At 43.7% G+C, this 26,117-nt stretch carries 22 protein-coding genes; 11 read left to right on the top strand and 11 right to left on the bottom strand.

The genetic code is table 11. From position 1 onward, the window contains the following. Nucleotides 1-67: 67 nt before the first annotated feature. The 3 genes from gcvP to AB4133_RS08345 form a co-directional block, all read right to left on the bottom strand. Nucleotides 68-2,947 carry an aminomethyl-transferring glycine dehydrogenase gene (gene gcvP, locus AB4133_RS08355; protein WP_372224201.1) on the bottom strand — a complete coding sequence of 960 codons (2,880 nt, stop codon included), beginning with the start codon at nt 2,945-2,947 and terminating at the stop codon, nt 68-70. Nucleotides 2,948-3,037: 90 nt separating this feature from the next. Further along, nucleotides 3,038-3,418, bottom strand: a complete 381-nt coding sequence (gene gcvH, locus AB4133_RS08350; RefSeq protein ID WP_017064654.1) for a glycine cleavage system protein GcvH — start codon at nt 3,416-3,418, stop codon at nt 3,038-3,040. A 51-nt stretch (nt 3,419-3,469) separates the two neighbouring features. Then, entirely contained in the window at nt 3,470-4,762 is a 1,293-nt protein-coding gene (locus AB4133_RS08345; protein ID WP_017064653.1) for a serine hydroxymethyltransferase, read from the bottom strand. Between the two features lie 440 nt (nt 4,763-5,202). On the opposite strand from AB4133_RS08345, the gene AB4133_RS08340 reads away from it, so the two are divergent. From AB4133_RS08340 to AB4133_RS08330, 3 genes are all read left to right on the top strand, one after another. Beyond that, nucleotides 5,203-5,826: a helix-turn-helix domain-containing protein gene (locus tag AB4133_RS08340; RefSeq protein WP_017059847.1), complete on the top strand. Its 624-nt coding sequence runs from the start codon at nt 5,203-5,205 to the stop codon at nt 5,824-5,826. Between the two features lie 447 nt (nt 5,827-6,273). Beyond that, entirely contained in the window at nt 6,274-7,407 is a 1,134-nt protein-coding gene (gene gcvT / locus AB4133_RS08335; RefSeq protein ID WP_017059846.1) for a glycine cleavage system aminomethyltransferase GcvT, read from the top strand. A gap of 279 nt (nt 7,408-7,686) precedes the next feature. After that, nucleotides 7,687-8,748 (top strand): trypsin-like serine protease, encoded by a 1,062-nt coding sequence (locus AB4133_RS08330; RefSeq protein ID WP_136981868.1) that lies wholly within the window; start codon nt 7,687-7,689, stop codon nt 8,746-8,748. 100 nt (nt 8,749-8,848) lie between these two features. Here AB4133_RS08330 and AB4133_RS08325 read toward each other — a convergent pair whose 3' ends face one another. Then, nucleotides 8,849-9,175, bottom strand: coding sequence for a hypothetical protein (locus AB4133_RS08325; RefSeq protein WP_372224200.1), 327 nt, complete (start codon nt 9,173-9,175; stop codon nt 8,849-8,851). 200 nt (nt 9,176-9,375) lie between these two features. On the opposite strand from AB4133_RS08325, the gene AB4133_RS08320 reads away from it, so the two are divergent. After that, the gene (locus AB4133_RS08320) at nt 9,376-9,693 is read left to right on the top strand and encodes a helix-turn-helix transcriptional regulator (protein WP_017059843.1); all 318 of its coding nucleotides are present in this window, start codon (nt 9,376-9,378) and stop codon (nt 9,691-9,693) included. Between the two features lie 93 nt (nt 9,694-9,786). Here AB4133_RS08320 and arfB read toward each other — a convergent pair whose 3' ends face one another. Next, on the bottom strand, nt 9,787-10,197 hold the full coding sequence (arfB, locus tag AB4133_RS08315; RefSeq protein ID WP_017059842.1) for an alternative ribosome rescue aminoacyl-tRNA hydrolase ArfB: 411 nt from the start codon (nt 10,195-10,197) through the stop codon (nt 9,787-9,789). 87 nt (nt 10,198-10,284) lie between these two features. On the opposite strand from arfB, the gene AB4133_RS08310 reads away from it, so the two are divergent. Next, entirely contained in the window at nt 10,285-10,890 is a 606-nt protein-coding gene (locus tag AB4133_RS08310; protein WP_017069882.1) for a beta-phosphoglucomutase family hydrolase, read from the top strand. Nucleotides 10,891-10,953: 63 nt separating this feature from the next. Here AB4133_RS08310 and AB4133_RS08305 read toward each other — a convergent pair whose 3' ends face one another. The 4 genes from AB4133_RS08305 to AB4133_RS08290 all read right to left on the bottom strand — a co-directional run bounded on the left by AB4133_RS08305 (nt 10,954) and on the right by AB4133_RS08290 (nt 17,053). After that, the gene (locus AB4133_RS08305; RefSeq protein ID WP_017069883.1) at nt 10,954-12,858 is read right to left on the bottom strand and encodes a diguanylate cyclase; all 1,905 of its coding nucleotides are present in this window, start codon (nt 12,856-12,858) and stop codon (nt 10,954-10,956) included. Nucleotides 12,859-13,095: 237 nt separating this feature from the next. Next, a complete protein-coding gene (locus tag AB4133_RS08300) occupies nt 13,096-14,844 on the bottom strand; it encodes a formate--tetrahydrofolate ligase (protein WP_102319707.1) in 1,749 nt (582 codons plus the stop codon). 295 nt (nt 14,845-15,139) lie between these two features. Next, on the bottom strand, nt 15,140-16,444 hold the full coding sequence (locus tag AB4133_RS08295) for an inosine/guanosine kinase (protein ID WP_017069885.1): 1,305 nt from the start codon (nt 16,442-16,444) through the stop codon (nt 15,140-15,142). Nucleotides 16,445-16,573: 129 nt separating this feature from the next. Further along, nucleotides 16,574-17,053, bottom strand: coding sequence for a CreA family protein (locus tag AB4133_RS08290; protein ID WP_017064645.1), 480 nt, complete (start codon nt 17,051-17,053; stop codon nt 16,574-16,576). Between the two features lie 248 nt (nt 17,054-17,301). Here AB4133_RS08290 and AB4133_RS08285 point away from each other — a divergent pair, with 248 nt between their 5' ends. From AB4133_RS08285 to AB4133_RS08275, 3 genes are all read left to right on the top strand, one after another. Next, the gene (locus AB4133_RS08285) at nt 17,302-17,796 is read left to right on the top strand and encodes a hypothetical protein (protein WP_017064644.1); all 495 of its coding nucleotides are present in this window, start codon (nt 17,302-17,304) and stop codon (nt 17,794-17,796) included. A gap of 60 nt (nt 17,797-17,856) precedes the next feature. Continuing rightward, nucleotides 17,857-19,665, top strand: coding sequence for an HD domain-containing phosphohydrolase (locus tag AB4133_RS08280; RefSeq protein WP_372055127.1), 1,809 nt, complete (start codon nt 17,857-17,859; stop codon nt 19,663-19,665). A gap of 303 nt (nt 19,666-19,968) precedes the next feature. Next, complete coding sequence (locus tag AB4133_RS08275; RefSeq protein ID WP_017059834.1) at nt 19,969-20,694, top strand: HAD-IA family hydrolase; 726 nt, start codon at nt 19,969-19,971, stop codon at nt 20,692-20,694. A 408-nt stretch (nt 20,695-21,102) separates the two neighbouring features. Here AB4133_RS08275 and AB4133_RS08270 read toward each other — a convergent pair whose 3' ends face one another. Then, the gene (locus AB4133_RS08270) at nt 21,103-22,527 is read right to left on the bottom strand and encodes a methyl-accepting chemotaxis protein (protein WP_136973510.1); all 1,425 of its coding nucleotides are present in this window, start codon (nt 22,525-22,527) and stop codon (nt 21,103-21,105) included. A gap of 148 nt (nt 22,528-22,675) precedes the next feature. Beyond that, complete coding sequence (locus AB4133_RS08265) at nt 22,676-23,899, bottom strand: aromatic amino acid transport family protein (protein WP_372224199.1); 1,224 nt, start codon at nt 23,897-23,899, stop codon at nt 22,676-22,678. A gap of 446 nt (nt 23,900-24,345) precedes the next feature. On the opposite strand from AB4133_RS08265, the gene AB4133_RS08260 reads away from it, so the two are divergent. The 3 genes from AB4133_RS08260 to AB4133_RS08250 form a co-directional block, all read left to right on the top strand. Further along, nucleotides 24,346-24,474, top strand: a complete 129-nt coding sequence (locus AB4133_RS08260; RefSeq protein ID WP_017059831.1) for a hypothetical protein — start codon at nt 24,346-24,348, stop codon at nt 24,472-24,474. A 205-nt stretch (nt 24,475-24,679) separates the two neighbouring features. Next, entirely contained in the window at nt 24,680-25,291 is a 612-nt protein-coding gene (locus AB4133_RS08255; protein ID WP_017059830.1) for an ACP phosphodiesterase, read from the top strand. A 57-nt stretch (nt 25,292-25,348) separates the two neighbouring features. After that, nucleotides 25,349-26,117, top strand: a 769-nt coding sequence (locus AB4133_RS08250; protein ID WP_372190120.1) for a DEAD/DEAH box helicase, incomplete at its 3' end; no start/stop codon positions are given.

Below are 26,117 nucleotides of genomic sequence, written 5' to 3'. Positions count from 1 at the left end.
GATTGATTCTCCAAAAACAAAAAAGCGAACCAAGTGGTTCGCTTTTGTTTATCTAAAATCTACAAAATTAGTCTTCGTAGTTGTCGATGCTTGGGCAAGAACAGATTAGGTTACGGTCGCCGTATACGTTGTCTACACGGTTAACTGTTGGCCAGTACTTCGAGTTCTTCGTTGCTTTCGATGGGAAGCAAGCCAGTTCGCGAGAGTAAGGGCGATCCCATTCTGCGCCTGAAAGGTCAACTTGTGTGTGCGGTGCGTTCACTAGAGGGTTGTTATCTAGTGGCCATTCACCCGCTTTCACTGCTGCCATTTCGTGACGGATTGCGATCATCGCTTCACAGAAACGGTCTAGCTCTTCTAAATCTTCTGACTCAGTTGGCTCAACCATTAGTGTGCCAGCTACTGGGAAAGACATAGTAGGCGCGTGGAAACCGAAGTCCATTAGACGCTTAGCAATATCTTCTTCGCTGATGCCTGTGTCTTCTTTAAGCGGACGAATATCGATAATACATTCGTGAGCTACGCGGCCGTTAGTGCCACGGTAAAGAACAGGGTAGTGAGGACGTAGTTTCTCCATCACGTAGTTCGCGTTCAGAATCGCTACTTTAGTCGCATCTGTTAGGCCAGGTTCGCCCATCATTGCGATGTAAGCCCAAGAGATAGGTAGGATTGAAGCACTACCCAAATCTGCTGCTGATACTGCGTAATCGCTGCCTTGTACACCATTTTCGATGTGACCTGGTAGGAAAGGTGCTAGGTGCGATTTAACACCGATAGGACCCATACCCGGCCCGCCACCACCGTGTGGGATACAGAATGTTTTGTGTAGGTTCAAGTGAGATACGTCTGAACCGATGAAGCCAGGTGAAGTTAGACCTACTTGAGCGTTCATGTTCGCGCCGTCTAGGTAAACCTGACCGCCCGCTGCGTGTACTTGTTCACACACTTCTTTCACTTGCTCTTCGTATACGCCGTGCGTAGAAGGGTAAGTGATCATGATGCTTGATAGGTTTTCTTTGTGCTTCTCGATTTTCGCTGCTAGGTCTGTCATGTCGATGTTGCCATCTTCATCACACTTAACAACCACTACCTTCATAGAAACCATTGATGCTGTTGCAGGGTTAGTACCGTGCGCCGAGCTTGGAATCAGACAAACGTTACGGTGACCTTCACCGCGGCTTGCGTGGTAGCGTTGAATCGCGATTAGACCTGCGTATTCGCCAGATGCTCCAGAGTTAGGCTGTAGTGAGAAATCGTCGTAACCGGTGATTTCACATAGCTTCTCTTTAAGATCTTTTGCTAGTGCTGTGTAACCCGCCGCTTGCTCTAGAGGTGCGAATGGGTGAATTGAACCAAACTCAGGCCATGTTACTGGAATCATCTCAGCAGCAGCGTTCAGCTTCATCGTACAGCTGCCCAGTGGGATCATGCCGTGCGTTAGTGAGAAGTCTTTGTTCTCAAGCTGTTTTAGGTAACGCATCATTTGCGTTTCGCTGTGGTGCGTGTTGAACACTGGGTGAGTTAGGAACTCTGATTCACGACGACAGTTTTCTGGAATTGCCGCAAACTCATTTGATGCAATGTCAGAAGATAGCGCTTGAACGTCTTCTTTTACGTCGAAGATAGCGAATAGGGCATTCACGTCGTCGACTGTGGTTGTTTCATCTAAGCTGATACCGATCTTACCTTTAAGAAGGCGCAAGTTGATGTCTGCTGCTTGTGCTTTCGCGTACAGTGCATCTGTCTTCTCTTCAGAGTTGATTGTGATGGTATCGAAGAAGCTGTTGTTTGTTAGCTCGTAACCCTCTTTAGTCAGGCCAGCCGCTAGGATAGCTGCCATGTGGTGTGTACGACGAGCGATAGTACGTAGGCCTTCTGCACCGTGGTAAACCGCGTAGAAAGACGCCATGTTTGCTAGAAGTGCTTGAGCTGTACAGATGTTCGATGTCGCTTTCTCGCGGCGGATGTGTTGCTCACGAGTTTGCATTGCCATACGTAGCGCTTGGTTACCGTGAGTATCGATAGAAACACCGATTACACGACCTGGCATTGTACGCTTATGCTTTTCACGAGTACCCATGAATGCAGCGTGTGGACCGCCGTACCCCATAGGAACGCCGAAACGTTGTGCTGAACCGATTACTACGTCTGCGCCCATTTCGCCAGCAGGCTTAAGTAGAGCAGATGCGAGTAGGTCAGTAGCAACGGTTACTAGAGTTTTGTTTGCTTGAGCTTTCGCAATGATGTCTGTTAGGTCACGAACTTCGCCCGTTGTACCAGGGTATTGAACTAATGCACCAAATACGTCTTGCTCTGGAAGTGTTTCAAGAGCGCCAACCATTACTTCAAAACCGATGTACTCAGCACGAGTTTTAACAACTTCTAGTGTTTGAGGGTGAACATCGTCAGCAACGAAGAATACTTTGCTCTTGCTTTTACCAGCACGCTTACACAGTGTCATTGCTTCGCCAGCCGCTGTCGCTTCGTCAAGAAGAGACGCGTTCGCGATTTCCATACCTGTAAGGTCCATTACCATTTGTTGGTAATTTAGTAGAGCTTCAAGACGACCTTGAGAGATCTCTGGTTGGTATGGTGTGTAAGCTGTGTACCAGCCTGGGTTCTCTAAAACGTTACGTAGAATAACGTTTGGAGTGAATGTGTTGTAGTAGCCTTGGCCAATGAAAGTACGTTTCACTTGGTTTAGGTTAGCGATCTCTTTTAGAGAGGTCAGCATGTCCATTTCGCTCAGTGGCGCAGCAAGTGTCATTGGTTTTTCAAGACGGATTTGTGCAGGAACCGTTTCGTCGATCAGTGCGTCTAGGCTAGTCGCGTTGATCGCTTCAAGCATTTTTTGCTGGTCTGCTTTATTTGGGCCGTTATGACGAGCAACAAACTCGTTTTGTGTACCCAAGTCTTTCAGTAATTGGCTTTGAAGTAATTCAGTCATGATATCGTTCTACTTTCTCTCTGGAGCCGTGAGCTAGCCCCTAAAATTAAGCTGCTCACAAGAGCAGCTTTATCGTAATGAGGTTACCTATTAGTCTTCTTCGATAGAGCTTAGGTATTCTTCCGCATCTTTAAGGTTGTTTAGTTCAGACGCATCAGACATCTTCACTTTAACAATCCAACCACCTTCATAAGGTTCTTCGTTGATTAGCTCTGGGCTATCTTCTAGTTCTTCGTTGATTTCTACGATTTCACCAGAGATTGGCGCGTAGATATCAGAAGCAGCTTTAACTGACTCAACTAGAGAGAAGCTTTCGCCAGCTTCAATTTCGTCGTCAGTGTCAGGCAGGTCAACAAACACAACGTCACCTAGCATCTCTTGAGCGTGCTCAGAAATACCGATAGTCACAGTACCGTCACCGTTGTCTTTTACCCACTCGTGGCTGTCTGCAAACTTTAGTGTATTGTCCATTGCTTATTCTCCAAAAATTTATGAGGTTTTAATTTAAATCTTAAAAACGGTTTAACGGTAAAGAGGGAAGCGTTTGCAAAGCTCTTTAACTTGCTTGCGAACACGTTGCTCAACTTCAGCGTTGCCTTCAGGGCTTTCAACTAAGCCGTCAAGAACATCGCCGATCCATTCACCGATAAGTTTGAATTCTTCAGTGCCAAAACCACGACTGGTTCCAGCTGGCGTACCTAAACGAATGCCAGAGGTAATCATAGGCTTCTCTGAGTCGAATGGTATGCCATTTTTGTTACATGTGATCCCTGCACGCTCTAATGCTTCTTCAGTTACGTTACCTTTCAAGCCCTTAGGACGAAGGTCAACCAGCATTAGGTGCGTGTCTGTTCCGCCAGTCACAATGTCACAACCGCGAGTTTGCAACACTTCAGCAAGAACTTTTGCGTTGTCGATCACTGAATCAATATAAGTATTAAATTCTGGGCCAAGTGCCTCGCCAAACGCCACTGCTTTAGCCGCGATAACGTGCATTAATGGGCCACCTTGAAGGCCAGGGAACACTGCAGAGTTGATCTTTTTGTTGATGTCTTCGTGGTTAGTCAGAATCATGCCGCCGCGTGGGCCACGAAGTGTTTTGTGCGTTGTTGTAGTCACAACGTGTGCGTGTGGTAGTGGGCTAGGGTGAGCACCTGTCGCGATAAGACCCGCGATGTGTGCCATATCTACCATAAGGATAGCGCCAACTTCGTCAGCGATTTCTCGGAACTTAGCGAAATCAATAACGCGTGGGATAGCACTACCACCAGCAATAATCATTTTAGGTTGGCTTTCAATTGCTAAAGCGCGAACCGCTTCGTAATCGATTTCAAGTGTGTCGCGGTCTACGCCATATTGAACTGCGTTGAACCACTTACCAGACATTGCAGGGCGCGCACCGTGTGTAAGGTGACCACCAGCGTCTAGAGACATACCTAGGATAGTGTCGCCAGGTTGAAGTAGGGCAAGTTTAACTGCGCCGTTCGCTTGAGCGCCAGAGTGAGGCTGTACGTTTACGTATTCACATTTGAACAGCTGCTTAGCGCGTTCGATTGCGATAGCTTCTACTGTATCTACGTGCTCACAACCACCGTAGTAACGACGGCCTGGGTAGCCTTCTGCGTATTTGTTGGTTAGGCAAGTGCCTTGAGCTTGCATTACTGCTTTAGAAACGATGTTCTCAGAAGCAATAAGTTCGATTTGTTCGTTTTGACGAGTGTTCTCTGCTTGGATTCCAGCAAATACTGCGTCGTCAGTCGCAGATAGGTTCGTAGAGAAAAAACTGTCTAAGCTATGGTTTTGGTAAGCGTTCATTGTCGAGACCTTTCATTAAGCTAATGGTGATTGTTTTTATAGTCCATTAGGTCTTACGTTGATTTCTGCATCGGTATCGTTTGCGTTATATAGGTGTATAAATAGTGCGTTGCTTCTTATTTATACGACCATAGCGTCAAAGCGATCGTTGTAGGGGCAATGCAGCACGAATTGTTTCCCAAAAAGTTCGGGTAAAAAACAGCTCTTACAAATGTTAAATCTATCATTTGCTGCAAGCTGAAGTAGCATCTCTTCATCTAACAAGTCGATAACATAGCTCCGATAAAATCAATTTTCAACAAAAATTTCCAATAGGAAACAACTTTTCTTGTTTTGCTACGGGGAGCACGCTTTATTTCTCTGTGTGCTCTTTAATCAACAAAGCGCTTCATGCAACAATGAAATTAATAGACAGGAAGCAAGAAATTAATGAGGGACCTATGTCAGAAGACATTTATGATGAGTACCCATCTTTAACGTTGGCGAAAGAGACGTTAGATCAGAATATCGAACCACTTAGGCTCGGCCAGCGTATTAAAGATATCCGCAGCAAGCTGGGCATTACGTTAGAAGAGGCGAGCCAACGTACTGGTTTGGCGCGCTCTACGCTGAGTAAAATCGAGAACGAACAAATCTCACCGACGTTCCAAGCGATGCAGAAATTGGCTATGGGTTTGCAAATTGATATGCCGCAACTCTTTGAGCCACCAAGAAAAAAGGTTGCCACAGGACGTCGTGACTTAACTAAAGCAGGTCAGGGTAAACCTCACCCAACTCCGACTTACGAGCATGAACTGCTCGCGACAGAACTTTCGAATAAGAAGATGATGCCGTTCAAGAGCCGAGTGAGAGCACGCACCTTTGAAGAGTATAACGATTGGGTTCGCCACGATGGTGAGGAGTTCTTGATGGTGATCTCTGGTGATGTGATGTTCTACTCAGAATTCTATGAGCCGGTACCCATGAGCGAAGGTGACAGCATGTATTACGACGCCAACATGGGGCATATGTTGATTTCTACTAGTACAGAAGATGCACTGATTTTGTGGGTGACTGCAAAATAAGTTAACAAAGTTATAATTTCTTATAGTGAATGCAAACGTTTGCTTTTGTTTCTAACGTTTGCCAAAAGACGCGATGTTGGTGTGAAAAGCATCAATATCGCGTTTTTGTATGCGACTGAAAGTTGTTTTTAAATTGTTAAATATCACATTTTGAGCTGTTTTAATCTTGTTAAGGGTGTAAAACTGACTCAGGCTTGTTTACTATAGTGAACACGGTTTACTCATGTTGATTGAAGTTTACTGAAGTGAATTCTTAGAAAGTGAGTCGTATAGCTTTTATACAGAAGCCTCTTTTTATATCGCTAGTAATAAAAGCCTATATAGAAGACATCACTTTTTACTATCTACTGTTTCTAACGTTAACCCATATCGTTAGAGGCGACTCTAAATAGAGATATAAGCGGCAGATTCGATTTGGAAAGCCTGCAACGCTTCATGGAGAATAAAATGACTCAAGAACACGCTAATCAAGACCTACTAAAAACACCTCTGCATGCACTTCACGTTGAAGTCGGCGCAAAAATGGTTCCTTTTGCTGGCTACGACATGCCAGTTCAGTATCCACTAGGTGTAAAGAAAGAGCACTTACACACTCGTGACGCTGCTGGTCTTTTTGATGTTTCTCACATGGGGCAACTGCGTCTACACGGTGAAAATGCAGCCGCTGTTTTAGAATCTCTGGTTCCAGTAGATATTATCGACCTGCCTTCTGGTAAGCAGCGCTACGCCTTCTTTACTAATGAACAGGGCGGCATCATGGATGATCTTATGGTTGCTAACCTTGGCGATCACCTATTTGTTGTTGTGAACGCGGCGTGTAAAACACAAGATATCGACCACCTAACGGCTCACCTTCCTGCAGACGTAAAAATGGAAGTGATTGATGACCGCGCTCTATTAGCACTTCAAGGTCCGAAAGCGTCTGAAGTTCTGGCTCGTTTCCAACCAAGCGTTGCAGACATGCTGTTCATGGATGTTCAAAAAGTCGATATCGACGGCGTAGAGTGCATCGTAAGCCGCAGTGGTTATACCGGTGAAGATGGCTACGAAATCTCAGTACCGAACGATCACGCTGAAGCACTTGCTCGTAAACTAACATCAGAAGCAGAAGTAGAGTGGATTGGCCTTGGTGCTCGTGACTCACTTCGTCTTGAGTGTGGTCTATGTCTGTACGGTCACGATCTAGATACAACAACAACGCCGGTAGAAGCTAGCCTTTTATGGGGTATCCAAAAAGTGCGTCGTACTGACGGTGAACGTGCAGGCGGTTTCCCTGGCGCTGATATCATCCTTGAGCAAATCGCGACTAAAGACGTTCAACGCAAGCGTGTTGGTCTTGTTGGTCAGACTAAAGCACCAGTACGTGAAGGCGCTGAGCTGTTCGATGCTGAAGACAACAAGATTGGCGTTGTAACAAGTGGTACTGCGGGTCCTAACGCGGGCAAGCCTGTTTCTATGGCTTACGTTCGTACTGACCTAGCGGTTATTGGCACTGAAGTATTCGCTGAAGTTCGTGGCAAGAAGCTACCAATGACAGTAGAAAAAATGCCATTCGTACCTCAGCGTTACTATCGTGGCTAATCTCTTTTAAGAGAAACCACTAAGCTAAATGAAAGCCTATTGTTTGCTTCTCTTTATTGGGAAGCCTAACGGTAGGCTTTTTTGATTTTGGTAGCGTATGTCTTTGGTAACGTATTGCTTTTAACGTTACCCACTAACAACGGTTACTTAAAATTCGTTTATAAAATGAGATATGTGGCGATATCGTTACAAATACTTACTATAATCACGATTGTGACGTGTTATGGTGACGATTCATCATTTTTGTAAATAAGTAGTAGGGGTTACAAGGAGTTAACTATGAACGTAAACCATACAATGAGTCCGGTTCGTAAAGCCGTTTTAGGGCTTTTAGCGCCATTAATTTACACATCAAGTGTTATGGCAACGGAAAACACGGACGAAAGTACTCCTGATTTGGGTGTAACACCCTATATTGTGAATGGTAGCGACGCTTCAGTCACGGAATTTCCTTCGATGGCAAGCTTGTTCATTGATCGTATTGATTATGACGGTGTTTACTCAACAGGCCCTTACTGTGGTGCGACAATTTTAGATAACTATCATGTACTGACTGCTGCACACTGTATTTATGGTGATGAGAATGCTCAACTTTTCACGGTAGTTGTTCCTCAATTGGAAGATACTTCTCTATTCCCTAACGGTAGCATCCAGAAAGTACGAGTATCTGAGGTGTATTATCGAACGGATTATTCAAACAGTATCAATCAACTATTAAGAAATGATATTGCGATTTTAAAGTTAGAAGCTTCTCTTAACCTTCAATCCTCAGCTGAAACTGTTATCCCTCAATTTGATACATACCTTAATGCTGCGAATGATTTCGTTGCAGTTGGCCATGGTGACATCGAGACTGATGTTGATGGTACGACATTGCTACAACAAGTTGACCTGACATATGTTGATACTCTTAATTGTAAAGCTGTTTTCGGTCCGTTAGTCACTGATAAACAAATTTGTTTCAACGGTAACGGACCGAATAATGGCTTATACGGGGGTACATGCCAAGGCGATTCTGGTGGTCCGGTGTTTTGGAAAAATGGCTCTACATATGAACAGGTCGGTATAACGAGTTTTGGGCCGACTACTTGCGGTGATGACATCGGCGTAACATCTGTATTTACAGAGGTATATGATTATAAAGATTGGATTACGGATGTAACTAAAGGGGTAAATGATAGCACGGAAACTGTCCAGTTTACCGCGACAGAGGCAAAACGAGTTGCTGTTGCTGGGACAAGTGCGTCAACTGGCTCTGGTAGCAGTGGCGGAGGTATTTCATTTGGTTTGCTAGGGATGCTGATGTTGATTGCTGGTGTTAGAAAAGCAGTTAAACGTTAGATCTTCAATGTTTTGAACAAGTCGACGCTTTATTTAAAGATAGCGTCGACTTTTTATTTTTTACTTTTGCAGGTGTGCAGTTGGTTAGTTGCTTGTAGAACTAGTTACTCAGCTCGATAACCGCTTTACGGCTGTATCTTTCTAAAATCTCATCCATCTCTTTTATCGCAGCATTGATGCTTTTAATCCCACCTTGAGCCACACCTTTTTCATTTTCGTTCAATGCAGAAAAAGCTTGCTTTAATTCCTTACCTTCCAACATGTTCCCGTGCAGCAACACCTCTTTGTACGTGAGTAGCTTATGTTGTATTGCAATAATTTCTGGGCGGGGATTGTTTGATTCTAATGCGTGACTAATGCAAGGAAATGCCAATGTATAGCGATTCGCAATTTCCAATTTGACGTCTTTCTTATTCGCAATATGCAATTTTTATTATTTCCCAACACTTGAATACTCAAGTTACCTAGCCTGTACGTTCACAACTGATATCAGTGTGAAGGTTTATGAAACGTAACGGTTTTATCAAGCGAATAATATGCCTTTGATAGCTTATGTAAACCATCACAAGTCAATATGGTCTGCTTCTTGCTGAATTTAGGACATAACTGTCTTTTGAGGATGAGCTTATGTCACAAGAACCCATAATATTGGCGCTGATTGAGCGTAGGAAACAAGCCAACTTGTCTCAAGAAAAGTTAGCCTCGAGTGCAGGAATGAGCTTAAAAACCTATCAAAGGATTGAACGCGGAGAGGCGGACATCAAGATGTCTCAGTATCGTTCAATCACTAGAACCTTAAAAGTGACGGATTTGGATGTGGTGCTTGATATTGTTGGCGCATCACAAGTAACAGCGGAAGATGTAGCTGCGGTCAGTCGTCTGCTGACCAGCGAAGAGCGCCTGTTGTTGATCAAGCTGATTTTGTCGGTCAAAAAGAAGCAGTAGTCTTTCTTTCAAATAAACAGCGTAATAGATCGATTCGTTAGTCAAATTGACAGATACTTCTAGGGTAATGTGTTCTCTGAGGGCATGAAGCCATCAGCTCACTCTTCCACGCAGCTGTTTGGTGGTGCTTCTTTGTTTTTTGCTTTCTAAACGTCTTTTCTGAGAGCCACGCGTCGGCTTAGTTGCTCGTCTTACTTTTTGAACCTTTGTCGCTTCCAAGATCAATTCTTTCAAGCGCACTAAAGCATCATCTCGGTTTTGTTCCTGAGTTCTATACTGTTGCGCTTTAATGATAATCACACCGTCTTTGGTGATGCGGCTATCTTTGTGTGCGAGGAGCTTTTCTTTATAGAAGTCAGGTAGGGTAGAGTGCTTGATATCAAAACGTAAATGTATCGCGCTCGATACTTTATTGACGTTCTGACCGCCGGCTCCTTGTGCTCTGATCGCTGTTAACTGGAGTTCCCAGTCTTGAATCGAAACAGAGTTAGATATTTGTAACATAAACATCCATTTTGAACGGTAATATGGCGCCATGATACTGAATATTGGTTATGGTATCAGTAACTTTATTTAAGAGTGGTAGTAGTGATGAAAATAGATTTAACGGCATATGAAGGATTAATCTTTGATATGGACGGTACGTTGATCGATACAATGCCTGCACATGTAAAGGCGTGGGAGCGAACGGCTGAAGAGTTTGGCTTTCATTTTGAAGCGTCTTGGCTGCATAGCTTAGGTGGCATGCCGAGTTATAAGATAGCCGGTGAGGTGAACAGCAAATACGGTTTATCGCTCGACCCACAAGCGGTTTCTACGTTTAAAATGGCGTCGTTTGCGGCTATCGAAGACAAAGGAGACGTTATCCCTTGTACTCACTCTCTGTTGTTAGAGCATCTGGGTAACAAGAAGATTGCAGTCGGAACGGGCAGTCAACGTAAAAGTGCCGAACAGTTACTGGATAAGACAGAGATCTTGAGTAAGCTCGATATTCTCGTGACAGCAACAGACGTTAAGAATCACAAACCAAATCCGGATACTTTCTTAGATGCGTGTTTTGGTATGGGTTTGCAGCCAAAGCAGTGTGTTGTGTTTGAAGATACGAACCTAGGTAAGCAGGCTGCTCATGCTGCGAACATGGATTGTATTCTTGTGGTAGAGGGGAACAAACTAGAGTTCTATCCTGCACCAAGCTGATTGCAAGGATTGGGTTGTTAAACCGCCAAACTAATAGCCTAGCGGAACAATACTGATTTTCTGTTAGGCGATTTCGCTCATTTCGCTGTCTAGGAACAGGCACACACTGTTTCGACCTGCTGCTTTGGCTTCATAAAGTGCTAAATCGGCGCACTTGTAGTTAAGAGCAGGGTCGTTGGTCAGGTTGGTAATTCCACCACTGACCGTCACCACGTTATCGAGCTCAATACTGACTGCGATTCTCAATCTGTTAAGTACATACTCAGCTTCTTCTGTTGTGGTATGAGGCAGAATAACGCCAAACTCTTCGCCACCAATACGAGCCACAAAATCAGTTTCTCGGCACTCTCGTTGTAATACTTGAGCAACGGTTTGAATGACGCGATCTCCATAATCGTGACCAAATCTGTCGTTGATGCGTTTGAAGTGGTCTATGTCCAAAATCGCTAAACAAGACTGTTCGCGAGTAGGGTAACGATTAACACGAGAGCACTCATCTCGCAGCTCAAGATCGAATTTACGGCGGTTCCAACACCCAGCTAAGGCATCTTTTTCACTCAGGTTTCTCAGTTTGTTTTCTAGCTCTTTGTGTTTACTTATATCCACAAATGAAGCGACATAAAACTGAATCACGTCTTTCGAGTCTTTAATGGTTTGGATTCGCAATATTTCCGTGATCAAAGACCCGTCTTTACGACGATTAACCACTTCGCCTTCCCACATGCCTTTCTCTTTGATGATGCTCCACATCTTGATGTAGAACTCTTCGTTGTAGCGACCAGAGGCAAACATGGACGGTTGGCGGCCTTTTACGTCTTCTAACTCGTAGCCACTCACACGGGTGAACTCTTGGTTTACTTTGATGATTCGGTTGTTTCTGTCGGTAATCACCAAGGCAGACATGCCATTCATTGCGGCCTTAGCAAGTTGGCTCTCGATACTGTTCTTCTTGTGGTTGCTGTTCCACAATACGAAGCCAGCGGAGATCATCGAAATCAAGAAAGACAAGGTGATGATCTGAACGACGATCGCTTGTTTTTCTTGTCGGTATTGACTGCTGAACTGCTGATTTTCAATGTGAAGAACCATGTAAATAGGGCCTTCAAACTGTTTGATTTTAGGGCTGATGTCGGAATGAAAATACCAGTTCTCACCATCGAAATAGCTCGAAGATGTCTTGTCTTGAATCGCAGTCCAAAGCTCAGGGTATAACTTTGCGTAAGTCTGCTCTGAACGTGATTCAATTACATGTCCGAAAGATTCCGTAGGATCCGGCCCCATGATTATGTGTCCGGTTTTGTTGAGAATAATAGGAACAGCAGAAGATGCACCAATTTGATAGTGAAGGCGCTTATAAATCTCAAGCATGTTCAGGTTTGCGATGAAGTAACCAATAATGCGGTTGTTTTCAGCGACTGGCGTCATAATGCGTAGCGCTGGAATCAAAGGGCGAACGATCTCTCCGTTTTCGACTTCAAGATCAATACCGCGAGAGCTAATCTCACCAATCTTTAATTGCTGTAGTACCTCATAGTAATCACGCGAAGACTTGTTCTGCAGTTCACTATCTGGAACCACGATTGCTTGATTGTCTTTATAATTAACGCGAAACACTTCGTTGCCAGCTAGATCGAGGTAACGAAGATGGGAATAGTATTTTTGGCCACGAGCTAACATCACCCAAAGATCTTGCAGGGTTTCTTTATGGATAATAGAAGGTTCTCGAATCGCTCGGAGTAGTGTTTGAGAGTCGGCGATTGAAGGAACAGAGTTAGAGATTTGCTCAACAATAACAGCGAGTTCATGAAAGCTGTATTCGATTTGATTTTGGCTAGACTGCTTAATATTTAGAGTGTGCTGAGCATCAATTCTGTCAAGTTCAGAATTGATGTAGAGGGCAGGGACTAGTCCTAGGGCAAAGATGGTACATAGAAATTGGCTGACTAGTTTTTTTATACTTGTATTCATCGCTGTCCTCAAAGAATCAGCGCAATACTATATATTTTATAAGGTTTTTAATGTGATCTTGACCGAGAAGTTAAGACAAGATTCGCATATAACTACGATTTAAGTGCAACTTTTTGCATTTAAGCTTGATTGTTGAGCAATCACTTCGTTAGTAAATGATTACTCAATATAGAACACTGCTCCGAAACCTAAGCTAAATTAATCGCGATTAATTGCCGATTATCTAACTAAGGGCAGCTAGCTTAGGCCAACGATATTTCCATTACTATCAATATCTAACGACATGAATGCCGGTTTGTCAGGCAAGCCTGGCATGGTCATCAGATTGCCGCACAACGCGTAAATAAAGCCAGCACCAGCACACAATTTTAGTTCTCTAACAGGCACGTCAAATTGGGTTGGTGCACCTTTAATGTGTGCTTCTGTCGAGATTGATAGTGGTGTTTTTGCCAAACAAACCGATAGGTCGCTATAGCCATGAAGTTTGAATTCAGCCAGCTGTTTTTTAGCCAGTGGAGATAGCGAAATACTTGCCGCGCCATAGCCAACTTCAGCAACTGCCATCAGCTTTTCTTCTAGGCTTTGCTCTGAGTGATACAAAGGCTTAAATTCACTCTGTTTTTGGCAAGCTTTTACTACAGCGTGAGCCAGTTGAGTTGCCCCTTCGCCACCTTGACCAAATGCTTCGCTTACTTCAACGCTAACGCTTGGATCGAAGTCGGTGATCATCTGCTTCAAAGCATCGAGCTCTTGCGCTGAGTCTTGTGGGAATCGGTTAATCGCAACAACTGTAGGCACTTGGTATTGCTTAACGTTGTTGATGTGCCATTTTAGGTTCTCAAAGCCTGCAATTAGCGCGTCTTGGTCATCATTAAAAATTGAATCTGGTAATGGAGTGCCCGGTCTCAAATCGTATAAACCAGAGTTGGCCTTTAATCCACGTAATGTTGCAACAACCACAGCGCAATCGGGCTTTTTGTTCGACGCTTTCGCTTTTATGTTGCATGCTTTCTCAAAACCCATGTCTGAGCCAAAACCACCTTCGGTCACAACAAAGTCACTCAGTTTTAACGCTATCTTATCGGCAATAATTGAAGAGTTACCATGTGCGATGTTCGCGAAAGGCCCGGCGTGAATTAGGGTAGGGACGCCTTCAAGGGTTTGCATCAATGTTGGTTCAATAGAATCCTTCATGGTTACGGTCATTGCGCCTGCAACGTTGAAGTCATCTGCGATTAGCGGCAAGCCTTGTTTGTTGTAAGCAAGTACCACTCGTCCGATACGCTTTCTCAAATCTTGAAGGTTATTGGCTAGAGCAAGAATGGCCATTAGCTCTGAAGCGGCTGAGATATCAAATCCATCTTCGCGTTCAAAGCCGTTAATTGTTTTATCTGCTTCGTTTTTGCCAACCGTGATCATGCGTAATGCGCGATCATTGTGGTCAAGTACACGTCGCCAAACGATTCTGCTTGGGTCGATATCCAGTGCTTTTAAGCCTGAGCGCGCTTCAAAGGCTTCTAACCCTTCACGCTGCTCATGATACAAACGTGCGTCAATGGCGGCAGAGGCGAGGTTGTGAGCGGCCGTAACAGCATGAATATCGCCTGTCAGATGCAGGTTTAATTGTTCCATAGGGGCTACTTGAGAGTAACCACCACCCGCAGCACCGCCTTTTACGCCAAATATCGGACCCATTGAAGGCTGGCGAATGCAGGCCATGGCCGATTGGTTAATCTTTGCGAGGCCTTGTGCCAATCCGATAGTAGTGACGGTTTTGCCTTCACCAAGAGGTGTCGGTGTGATCGCCGTGACTACGACTAATTTACCATCTTGTTGGTTGGCGAGGCGTTCAAGTGATGTGAGAGACACTTTTGATTTGAATTGCCCTAATGGCTGATGTTCGTTGTGGTGCAGGCCAGCTTGCTTGGCAACCTCACTGATGTTTTTAAGGGGAGTAGAGCGACAAATATCAATATCAGACAGCATATTTGATCCTTATATCAGAACCGAAAAGGTGGTACGTAAACGTTTGCGTGGCGATAGTACTGTATAAATTTGCCAAGTAAAGGCAAACCACACGAATTATGTGCTGGAAGATAACAGATCTAAAGAGTCATTGCGCGAGATCAAATCTTAAACGAGCAAAATATTCGATCTGATTACCTTGAGCTGCAGTTATATTGGCGTTGTATACAAAAAGGGCTGCATATAGCAGCCCTTCAAGGAATGGGTAATCTCACTTGGCGTTAACCTTTAAGAGGTAACTGCCTAATATGGTCGATTAACGATCCCAGTATGTTTCTTCTAAGCTATCTTCGCGTTCAGGTAATGCACGAGAAAGGCGAGGAGAGTGCTGAGTCAACACTTCGTAGCTTACACGGTTTGCGTACTTACAAATTTGAGACAGTGAAGAGTAAGTTAGACAAGTGTGCTCGTGTTTCTCTGAGTTTGGTACATTCACGTGGTGGTAGCTATTTGCTGCCATGTCGTGAAGTAGTGCTGAAAGTGCACCATCGCCAGCGCCATTGGTATTCTTAATCTCAAGTGGGCCACCTAGGTAAGGGCCAATGTGAGAGTACACTTTTACTGGGTCTTTACAGTCTTGCTTACGCATCGCACGGCTGAATTCGTATTTATTGAACTCAGGGATGTTACCCGGTAACAATGGCAGTGTGGTTTCGCGTTTCGCTGGTTCGTCAGTGTAACCTGCCATGTATAGACCAATAGGACCTGCAGTACATAGAACTAGGTCAACCCACTCAAGTGCCTTGTTAGCAGCCAATAGAGGATCTTTTTCACCCGTTAGCGCTTCACCTTCATCTTCGTTCATCGCGACGATGGTTACGTTTTCTTTCAGGTATTCTTGCCACCATTCAGCGTTGCCTTCGATCACATACTTAGTACCAAGTGTTAGTACAACAGGCACATTGTGCGCTTTCGCGTATTCAATCGCTTTTTGTACCGCTTTTGGCATCGGATCTTCAGGTTTGCCACGCATTAGGTATGACGACACAACCAATGCAGAAGCTTTCTCGAAGACTTTTTCAGGAATGCTTTCTGGAAGAAGTTGGTTCATGTGGCCTTCGTTGATTGCAAACGTACGTTCGCCATCTTCAGAAATCAGCGTGTAACAACGACCAATTGGACCATCAACAGTTTGAAGGTGGTTTAGATTCATACGAGAAGAAGTGCGGCAAAGGTAACGATAACCAAATGAGCCAACTTCAATCTTCTTAGACATTACGCCAAGCAGGACAGATTTGCTGTCCGCAAGTACGGAATAGTTGTGCAGTGTGTTGCCGATAGTATCGCCAGGATATTGATGCGTGATCAAACCGCGCTCAACTAACTCTTCATACAGCGCATCTGCTTTACTTTCTTCCAATACCAGTGAGTGACCTTTACTCAGCTCGTATTTTTCTAGGAACTCGTTGTCAACACGGGCTTCGATATCAACAATCGTTTGGCCAACACCCACAATCGTTGCGCGGTGAAGCTTAGGCGTTTGTTGAATTTGGTTGACCAACGGATCACGTGCGTGAGTTGGAAAGTAGTGCTTAGATTTACGCTGTCCAGGAAACTTCATATGAAAAATACAGTGAAAAAATTTTGCCGCATGATATCACATTTTGTTTCTGTTTCTTTCATTTTTATTACATTTTGAATCACCTGCACAATGTCTGTACAGGTGATTCAACTAACTATATGTTTGAAACTACTCGGTTGGCTGTACTAACGTCGCTGGATCAACGTAAGCCTCTGTACCCCATAGTGGAACAGTTGAAAGGCTGTGTTTGAAGCTACCTTCTGTTTCTTTGGTGGTGTAAGACAAGTAAAGCAGCGACTGATTCTCTGCATCGTAGATACGACGAACCTTCATTGTTTTAAAGAAGATACTTTTCGATTGCTTGAATACCACTTCGCCAGACTTACTCTTGTCTATTTGAGCAATCATTTCTGGTGTAATTTCACCTGTTTGACGACAAGATATAGAGCTATCACTTGGATCAGAAAGGCTAAGGTTTGCTTCGATTGATGCGATATGACAGGTAACACCCGCGATCTTATCGTCATCTAATGAAGACATCTTGATATCCTTCATTGTGAAGAAACCCAGTGAGACGTCGCCAACCTCGTTGTCCGAACAGCCAGCTAACATTGTCACGATACCTGCTGCTATTAAGGCTTTTTTCATAAGAAGTCCTTTTTATTTATATAGTTCTGTTTACTATAAGGATATTGAAAGCTTGGATACGAGTGTAGAGCTTTTCGTTAAGTTCTTAAAGGATGTTGTTGGATAATGAAAAATATGAAGCATTTAAAGTACTTGTTGGCCTTGGTCATGCTCTGTATGCTCTCTGCTTGTAGCTCGGCACCTCAGCCGACCGTATGTCTTCCAAATAACTGCGATATTTGGGGATACTAACCGTAGGTACTAAAAGAATGAATAACGAAATACCTGAAATTGCACACAAGAAAAACCAATGGCTATTTAGTCAGCTCGATATTGCTTACCCCGCAAAAGAGAGCCTCCTCGGCCGTGAACTTTATCAAAGCAAACTTCCATCCAAGACATACCAACTCCTAGCACAAGATCAAACTCCTTCCCAAATTGATGAACTGCATAAAGTCGATTTCCATAAATTGACCGTGCTATTTTCACTCAACCAAGCAAGCGTTTACCAAGATGAAATCGAAAGGGCACACATGCTTGAGTTCTTGAGCCAAATTATGCTTTCTGACGATCATGTATTATATATTGGTACTCAAAACGGTGAAGTTGTGGCGAGCGCTATCGTCACAGAAGCGGATGGTTCCCTATTGATCTCGGATGTCGTTGCTGAAAATGGTCAAAGTATCAACAACTTTGCTAAGCAGTTACACGATTTTTGGGCACAAGATCATGCTTCTTGCGATAAAGTATGGATCGAGAACTAAAGATTCTTTGACAAAGCGTTAATCTAAGTACAATACCCCGTCTTATTTAAAGGGTATTGTATGTACAAGCTATTGATATCAATCGCTGTATTATGTGTTAGCGCTTATTCTTCACTCAGTTTTGCTAACGACTGGGATATTAAACGCATCCTAGTTTTACACTCATACGAACCTTCTTATCAATGGACTGCTGACTTCCAAAAAGGGATAGACAGTGCGTTCAGCCAGTCTCAAACCGAAGTTAAACTCTCAATAGAGTATTTGGATTCAAAGCGTGTCCACAGCCCAGAGTATTACGACTCTCTCGCGAACTACTTACGTGCGAAGTATGCAGGTTATAAATTTGATGGCGTAATTGCGACGGACGATAACGCAGCCAATTTTCTTGAATCTCTGCCTAATTTGATTGATCGCTCCACACCTGTCGTTGCAGCCGGCATCAATGATTTCAGCACCGACATGTACGCGGTGTCTGACAGAGCAACTGTGCTTTACGATAACGATCAGATAGACGTTAATATTAAGCTGATCTCCAAATTAAGACCTAATCTAAAGAATCTCTATTTTGTAAATGATTACAGTGTCACGTCTGAATTGATTCATAAAGAAATGAACAAAATGATGGCTGAATTTTCAAATATCAATCTCGTAGAAATTCGCGACTTGTCGCTGGAGCATACGAGCCAATTTTTGGAAGGGATCTCTGCGGACGATGCGGTATTGCTCAGTCATTACAACACCGAGTTAAAGCAAGGGGTTTATCACACTTACCAAGAGATTGCGGATACGTTGTCAAAAGCGAGTGCTGCTCCGGTGTTTGCTTTATGGCAGTTCTATATTTCGGGTGATGTACTCGGTGGTTACGTTAATCACTCACAAAGCATGGGTGAACAGGCCGTCGATGCGTTGGATAAATACCTTCCACTTGGTTTTACTACACCGTTAACTCCCGGAGACAACAAACGTTTTGTATTCAATTACCCTGCAATGAAGAGATACGGGATTAGTGGAAACGCGTTACCTGACGAAGCGGTTTTCATTAACGAGCCTTCATCCTTTATTCGCAAAAACTTCCAGTTGTTATTGGGGCTGTCGATGGTGATTGCGGGTTTGAGCCTGATCATCTTGATGCAATTTGTCACTCTGCGCCAAAAGAAAGAGTTGGCGAATAAGAACAAACGAATCTTAAAGCTTCAGAAACAGACCTTGAATATCCAAAAGGATATGATTCATGTTCTCGGAGAGGCAATTGAAACCCGCTCTGGCGAAACTGGTAATCACGTTAAGCGTGTAGCCAAGTTGTCTGCACTGCTTGCTAAGTATCGTGGCTTGAGCCATCGCGAGGTCGAGATGATTGAGATCATCAGCCCAATGCACGATGTGGGTAAGATTTCAGTCCCTGAATCAATCTTGGATAAACCTGGGAAATTAACCGACCAAGAGTGGGAGGTGATGAAGCTTCATACTACGGCTGGCTATAACTTACTAAAGAGCGGAGCGGGTGATATTACCAACCTCGCGGCAATCATTGCTAACGAACATCACGAGCGTTGGGATGGTGCTGGATACCCGAATGGAAAAGTGGGTGATGAAATACACCTGTTTTCTCGTATCACTGCCGTAGCCGATGTGTTTGATGCGCTGCTTAGTGCACGTTGCTACAAAGAACCGTGGCCGTTAGATATGGTGGTCGATTTGTTTGAGCGAGAGTGTGGCTACCAGTTTGATCCTCAGCTAACTAAATTGCTACTGAAACACTTATCCGAGTTTGTCGCTATCCGAGATTCGTACCCCGATACTGGAACTGTAGAATATGCGTCTTCACCTTCGCTTGAAGCTAAGGTCTTAGAAGAGTCGGTTGTTAGCTAATTGTCGCTCTATCTGAGTAGCCTATAAGCCATTTTTTTTATCGATTCACCACGATCCGGCTAGGAAGTAGTGATTTATATTTTCTCCTGAAATTGAGTAGCTTATGTAAAGCTCGCAGTATTTGGTTTCGTAGAATCTGGGTTAATTTAATGAAAACTATTGCTTATGCTGAGCGATAAAGTGATCAACTCCATATTTCGCGAAGAGAAATAAGCCTGTATCTGCAAACTGTTACCTCAATCATCTCGCGCATTGAAAGAACACTATAGGATAAAACTTGGATTCAATCTGAGTGAGATACCTATGCGGTTAGAACAGACTAAATGTGTGATTTTCGATTGTGACGGAACACTTATCGATAGTGAAAAGCTGTGCTGCCAAGCTTTGGTGAACGTTTTCACTGGCTTTGGAGCGGAGCTAAACGTCAACGACTGCTATGCGCACTTTCAAGGCGGGAAGCTAGCCGACATCTTAATGGATACACAAGAACGTCTTGGGTTATCTATCTCGATTGATACACTTGAGCCGTTATATCGCAATGAATTACAAGCACTGTTCCAGCGTCATTTAAAACCGATGGATGGCGCTATCGAACTTATTGAATTCCTCAAACAACAAGACATCGAGTTTTGTATTGCTTCCAATGCACCGAAATCTAGGGTTGAATCTTCATTGGCGATGACAGGCATGCTAGACGACTTCAAAGGCAAAGTGTTCTCAGCTTTTGATGCTAACAGCTGGAAGCCAGAGCCTGATCTAATCATGTACACGGCCATGAACATGGGCTTTCTGCCAAATGAGTGCATCTACGTGGATGATACGTTGAAAGGGATTGAGGCTGGTGTTCGCGCGGGTATCCAATCGTTTCGATTACGCCCGAGTATTGATGAAGCAATCGTAGATCCCGAAGCCGACTCAGCAGAACTCGCGGCTCAGGATATCTACAGTTTAGAAGAAATTTCAGTTTGGATTAATGGCAAGCACTGCTCAAATGGTGGTATATCGAATTCTGCAGCTTTGGTGGGGTAGAGCTTAGTTGAAGGCTGACTACCTTACTAAATTGTTTGGTGTGGAAACCGCAAGATGCACAAGTAAACTTTTCTCCACTTTCTGAAAGCAGATACTCGTCGTGTTGGCATAAAGGGCATGTAATGTCGTCGGTGTTTGGTGTTTCTGTTTTATTCATTATGTGTCACCTGCAGCAAGGGGGTAAGCGAAAAAAGACCCGTTCAATTAGATTACTCCTAAGCTCGAATATTAGACAGTTCTGACACTTCTTAATCTCTCCTTTGCGACTTGCTTCATGGTAATTGATAATGTCATCGTTATTGACCATGGTTCTTGTAATGTTATTAAACAAAAGCCAAAAAGAAAGGACCCATTACGAGTCCTCATTAGTTTGTTTTCAATTCACGCCGCTAGTTCACCAGTTGATCCTTAAGTTCGGTAGCGTGCCAATGTCTGAGATAGAGAAACCGACGCTTCTGTTAGCCTAGATACGCCATTTGAAGAATTCTGAGCCACGTCTTTAATCACATCGGATTGGCTTCGAATATCGTTAAGCTCTGCTGCAATCGTATTGGCAACGTTACTTTGCTCATCGGCTGATGTTGCGATTTGGATACTCATGTCCATTAGCGCTTGAGCTGAATCTGCAATCGAGTTTACGTCGTGACCAATGTCCGAAATCAACTGGCTACTGGTTTGCGCTTGATCAACCGTCTGTTCGGTGATCTTCGCGATATTTTGGCTCTCTTGCTGTAAGCGCTCAATCATCGCTTGGATTTCTACCGTTGCCGACTGAGTGCGGCTTGCCAGTGTTCTTACTTCATCAGCAACAACAGCGAAACCTCGGCCTTGTTCGCCCGCACGAGCGGCTTCAATCGCGGCATTTAAAGCAAGTAAGTTAGTTTGCTCTGAAATAGCATTGATCGTCGTGATGACCTCGTTAATTTGGCTCGTATTCACATTCAAGCTAGTAACAGAAGATGAGGTTTGCTCAATCAAAGAAGAAAGGGTGGTGATTTCCGAGATTGCCTGTTGAACTTTCGCGTGGCTATCGTTGATTTGCTGCGCGTCTTGCTCGGTTTGTTCCGTTGAGCGTGCAGAGATGTTAGAGACTTCATTTGCTGAAGCTGTCATCTGATCCATTGCTGTCGCTACAGAGTCTAGAGATGCGTTTTGGCTCATGATTTGTGTTTCGCTGCGCTTCATCTCTGTTTCGAAAGAAGCTGACGTTTCACTTAGCGTTGCTGCACTGTGGTTTACGTTGTTGACTAACTCGCTAAGCGTGTCCATTGAACGGTCAAGCGCACAACCAATCGTGCCGAACTCGTCACGGCCAGGGTGGAAGCCAAGGCGTGATGTTAAGTCACCATCACCAATCTTTTGAGTCGTTGAATAAAGAACCCAAAGTGCGCCGCCTAGGAAAGTCGCTACCCAGTAACAGAAAAGACCAAAAGGCACACACCACAAAAAGCTCAGTAAGAAAGTGTACAGTGCTTGCTGCTTTTGATTCTGTATATCGTTAGTTGAAACGGTAAGTGAGTAGTAGTTGCCATCTTGTGCGAGTGCTGTGGCAGTCACCGAACCATTGTTTGAAATAGTGGTTTGTTGAGCGCGAGTTTGCTGGCTAACAGAGCGAACAGAAGCAGGGGAATCTGATGCTGATAAAATGCCTTGCAGTTGATACTCGACCTGCTGTTTTGCAGTTACGTCAATGTGTTCCATTTTGTTGACGTAGTTCAGTCCAGCTAGGCTTGCCAAAGCGGCAAAAAAGATTAAGAAAATGACCCAAAATTTGTCGTTGATCGACATCTTAATAAACAGTTTGTCTATCGTTCGAAATTGTACTTCTTTCATAAAAACTCCACGGTAAATCCTTTACCGTGGACTCTAAATAACCGACCTCAATAAAAATGTGACTTCAATCTACTAATTGTGAAAATTAATGATAGTGACATGTTATTTGTGAGATCTGGATCAAGTAAATTAGTTCTGTATAGGTTTATTAGCCCAAAGAAGGCAGTAACCCTACTGAAATAAGAACTTGAATCGCAATGATAAATACGCCAACGCTACCTGCTAAAAACAACGCTTTGCTACCGCCTAACACTTGGTAACTGGCTTCTGCAGATTGAGGTTTGACAGAGAAATCAGTGTAACGAACCTTGTAGACCATCACTGTTGGTAACAGAATCGCGAGCACTGAAAGTGCAATGGCTGCGTAGCCTAAAGCCATGATGAAGCCTTGTGGGTAAAATAAGGCAAAACCCAGTGGCGGTAAGAAGGTGATAGCAGCTGTCTTAAGACGTTTTGCGTTACCTAGTTTCTTGCTCAGTGAGTCGCCCATGAATTCAAATAAGCCCAAGCTTACACCAATAAAAGATGTCAGCAGTGCAAGGTCCGCAAACACACCGACGATCACGCTTAGGTTGGATTGATGAACAGTTTGCGATAGTGAGACTAATAGCGCGCCTAAACTTGTATCAGACAATAATTGCTCTTGGCTAATCACACCCAAAGTAACACTTTGCCAGAAAACGTAGATAACCAGAGGCAGTGCCGAGCCAATAATCATTACCTTACGTAAAGAACGAACGTCACCATCTAGGTATCGAACAATTGATGGGATGCTGCCGTGGAAACCAAAAGAGGTAAACACAACCGGAATAGCCGCAACAATCAGGCCTTGCTGTAAAGGCATGCTCATTAAGTATTGAGAGGTAATGTTTGGCGCTAGGAAGCTGAGTACCAAAACCATCGCGATAAGCTTTAAGCCAAACAAAACGCGGTTAACTTTATCAACACTGTGTGTACCAATCGTAACAACGCCGGCAACTAATAGGGTAAATAGAAGCGTGGTGATTTGAGCATTAAGTTCGATACCCGCGATATCCGAAATTCGTTGGTTAAATTGCGCACCGCCGCCAGCTATGTATGCCGCACACAGAGCGTAGAAAAGAAACATCACCGCGAAGCTCGCAATCCACTTTCCTTTTGTCCCCAAAATGGTATGAGCTAACGTGTGTAGGGTAGCGTCAGATTCTGCGAATTGGTGAAGCTCTACCATTAATAGCGCAGTAAAAGCCATTAACGCCCATAAACCCAGCATCAAGAAAAGTGAAGTTGAAAAGCCAATACCCGCAGAAGCAAGTGGAAGAGCGAGCATGCCAGCACCAATGGTTGTGCCTGCAATGATCAAAGTACTACCAAAAACCTTTGATTTATTCATTGTATATAATTCTTTACGTTAGGGTGTGTTTTCATTGTAATTCTTCTAGCTTAAGCGCATAAACCCAAAGAATATCTCGATTTTGAAGTATTCTGATTGAGTTTAATTCCAAATGCAATTCTTATTGTAATTAAAAACATCCACTGTAAATTAATATTTACACAAAGGGGCGTGTCAGCATTCAAATGAGCAAAGCAAACGTTTGACCATGATCGGTTTCAAAATTTATAGAGTAATTTGTTGTACTTGGTGTAAGGTGGCAGTACATATGTCGTTCGCGTATACCCCTTTAGCGCAAAAAAGCGTTAATGATCGCGAGTAGCTTTAAGCTATGAATATGGAATGGGTAGAGTAGAGTGCGTTCATCAAAGTGACATAATATAAGTCCAAGATGGTGCACTAGTTAATCGGACATCATGTCCACATCAAGGAATAGAGGGGGCACAATGAGTGACCAATCTTATAATGACGAAAGTCTAGAGTTGTTAGATGCTATGGAAATTGGCATTGATTTGTCTGACTATGAGCAGACAGTGAAACAGTTAGCAGAAGAGCTTTTCAAGTCTTCGAACTAAGCTTTTAAGATCTTTAATTCAGTTTCAACTGAAACGTTTTAAAGCTAAAAGTTTTCTTAGCTAAAGCTTCTCAAAGCAAACAATTCTAAACTGAGCAAATCGTATTCGCTCACACGTCATACCAAAACTATCCTCATTAAAGTTCGCGAAGATAAACGAGTACGTTTACCATGTTACTTAGTTCTCGATACTTTAATGAGGTTCAATGAACTTTCTCGCACACCTTCACATCGCCAAGCACTGTAACAGCAACTTAGCAGGTAACCTGTTAGGTGATTTTGTTAAAGGCGACCCTAATAAACACTATTCTGATTCCCTTTCTGACGGTATTAGGCTTCATCGATTTGTTGATAGCTATACTGATCGTCATGATGTATCTCGTTCTGCAAAATCACTTTTCTCAGACCAAACACGACGCTTTGCGCCTATCGCACTCGATGTATTTTGGGATCACTGCTTAGCCAATCATTGGGATCAGTTTTCACAGCAGACATTAGAGCGTTTTTGTTTAGATAGCCATGAGCAGATCTTTGAACATCAAGAGCCACACTGGCCTGAAAATTTCGTTATGGTTCATCAGAAAATGGCTGAGCATAGATGGTTAGAGAGCTATCAAGACATGTCATCTATAGAGGTGGTGTTGCAGCGAATGGCGTTGAGAAGGCCTAAGCTCGGTATGCTCGAGGCATGTTACGATGACCTCGAACGTCACTATGATACGTTGCAGTGTCACTTTAATGAGCTTTATCCCAACGTTTTAGAGGAAGCTAAGCAGTTTAATGCGCTTCAAATGAAGAAAAATCAAAAGGAAAGGTAAACAGCGTAATGCAGGTTTGCTACAATCCGCGCCTATTTAATCTTTGAGCATCATACTATGTCTGAATCTACAAAATCTTTTAACCAACTAGGATTATCTGAGCATCTTCTTGCCACGTTGTCTGAGCTTAATTTTACGGCTCCTACCAGTGTTCAAGAACAAGCAATTCCATTGGTATTAGAAGGCAAAGATGTACTGGCTGGTGCTCAAACGGGTACAGGTAAAACGGCTGCGTTTGGTTTACCGATTATTCAAAGATTAATCGAGACAAAAGACAACGTTATTCCGAACCCTAAGCTCGTTCGTGCGCTTGTATTAGTGCCAACTCGTGAATTGGCACAACAGGTTTTCGATAACTTAACTAGCTACGCAAAGGGCACCGACATTAAAGTCGTGGTGGCTTACGGCGGCGTTAGCATGAAGGTGCAAACTGATAACTTACGCGGTGGCGCAGATATTCTTGTCGCGACGCCTGGTCGTCTTATTGATCACATGTTCACTAGAAACATCATGTTGAGCCAAACGGAAGTACTGGTACTGGATGAAGCTGACCGTATGTTAGATATGGGCTTCATGCCTGACATCAAGCGTATTCTTTCTCGCATGAACGAAGTGCGTCAAACTCTGTTCTTCTCTGCAACGTTTGATAACAAAATCAAAGCGATTGCACACCGTATGATGCAGAAGCCAAGTGAAATCCAAGTTACGCCAAAAAACAGCACCGCTGAAACCGTAACACAGATGGTTTACCCGGTAGATAAGTCGCGTAAAAGTGAGCTATTAGCGTATTTGATTGGTTCAAAAAACTGGCAACAAGTGTTGGTGT

The sequence above is a fragment of the Vibrio sp. 10N.286.52.F8 genome, assembly GCF_041468745.1.
Classification (GTDB): Bacteria; Pseudomonadota; Gammaproteobacteria; order Enterobacterales; family Vibrionaceae; genus Vibrio; species Vibrio crassostreae_C.
This window is presented reverse-complemented; position numbering and strand designations above follow the sequence as displayed.